At 45.7% G+C, this 516-nt stretch carries 1 pseudogene; it reads left to right on the forward strand.

The window, feature by feature from the left end:
* A pseudogene (locus R7Z77_RS28450) lies at nucleotides 1-516 on the forward strand (hypothetical protein); the annotation flags it as partial.

Raw genomic sequence — 516 nt, forward strand, 5'->3', positions numbered from 1 at the left:
GTCTCCAACCCAATCATTAGCGGATAGCGGTCGTGCTGAAGCCATCCAAACTCAGTATGGTAAAAACAACAACTCTTTTGGCTACATCGACCATCGTGAAATCATCAAAGGTTTAACCACTGTTGATGGCAACATGTTTGCTCGTCAATTAACTCGTCTTAATGTCGATCCAAACATTACGGAAATGCGCACACCAGTTTGTCATAACGAGTTTACGCAAATTGCAGAAAACTGGCCTCAATCGGTGGCGTTTGCGGAGTACAAGCTAAACGGTGAGCAAGCGTCAATCAAAGGCGGCTTTGTTGTTGAGTCGAAGAACAAAGTCATCGTCGATGCGCTTAAATCGATTCGTGGTGTGTTAACCGAGTCTAACAGCGATAAGAGCTTCTTTAGCTTGGCGCTAGGCATCGACATCAATACGCTTGCGCCATCGATTGGTCAAATTTGGACAGAGATAACTCAGCCACAATACCAATGTGCGCTGCTGAGCCAAATGCAAAAAGACATGGGCGGACA

This window comes from Vibrio sp. 1401, assembly GCF_033340295.1.